A 258-nucleotide genomic window follows, 5' to 3' on the forward strand; every position below is an offset into this window, starting at 1 on the left:
CTCCGACTTATGATGCGATTCTTGACTGGTATCAGACGCAATATCGCTCAATTTACGGATCTGATGTCGTAATTGATAACTCTACACAAGACGGCCAGTGGATCGCTATTCAGGCACAGGCAATGAACGCCTGTAATCAGGCGATGATCACCGTTTTTAACTCCTTTTCTCCGGCGAAAGCTCAGGGCACGGCCCTGTCAGGCAATGTTAAAATTAATGGTATTACGCGCTCGGCTGCGACAAACTCCACCTGTGACG

Annotated in this window: 1 pseudogene; it reads left to right on the top strand. The window is 48.4% G+C overall.

Annotated features, from left to right (window positions below):
- Positions 1–258: pseudogene (locus HK25_RS13200) on the top strand (hypothetical protein); the annotation flags it as partial.

The organism is Acetobacter sp. DsW_059, from assembly GCF_002153695.1.
Taxonomy (GTDB): Bacteria; Pseudomonadota; Alphaproteobacteria; order Acetobacterales; family Acetobacteraceae; genus Acetobacter; species Acetobacter thailandicus.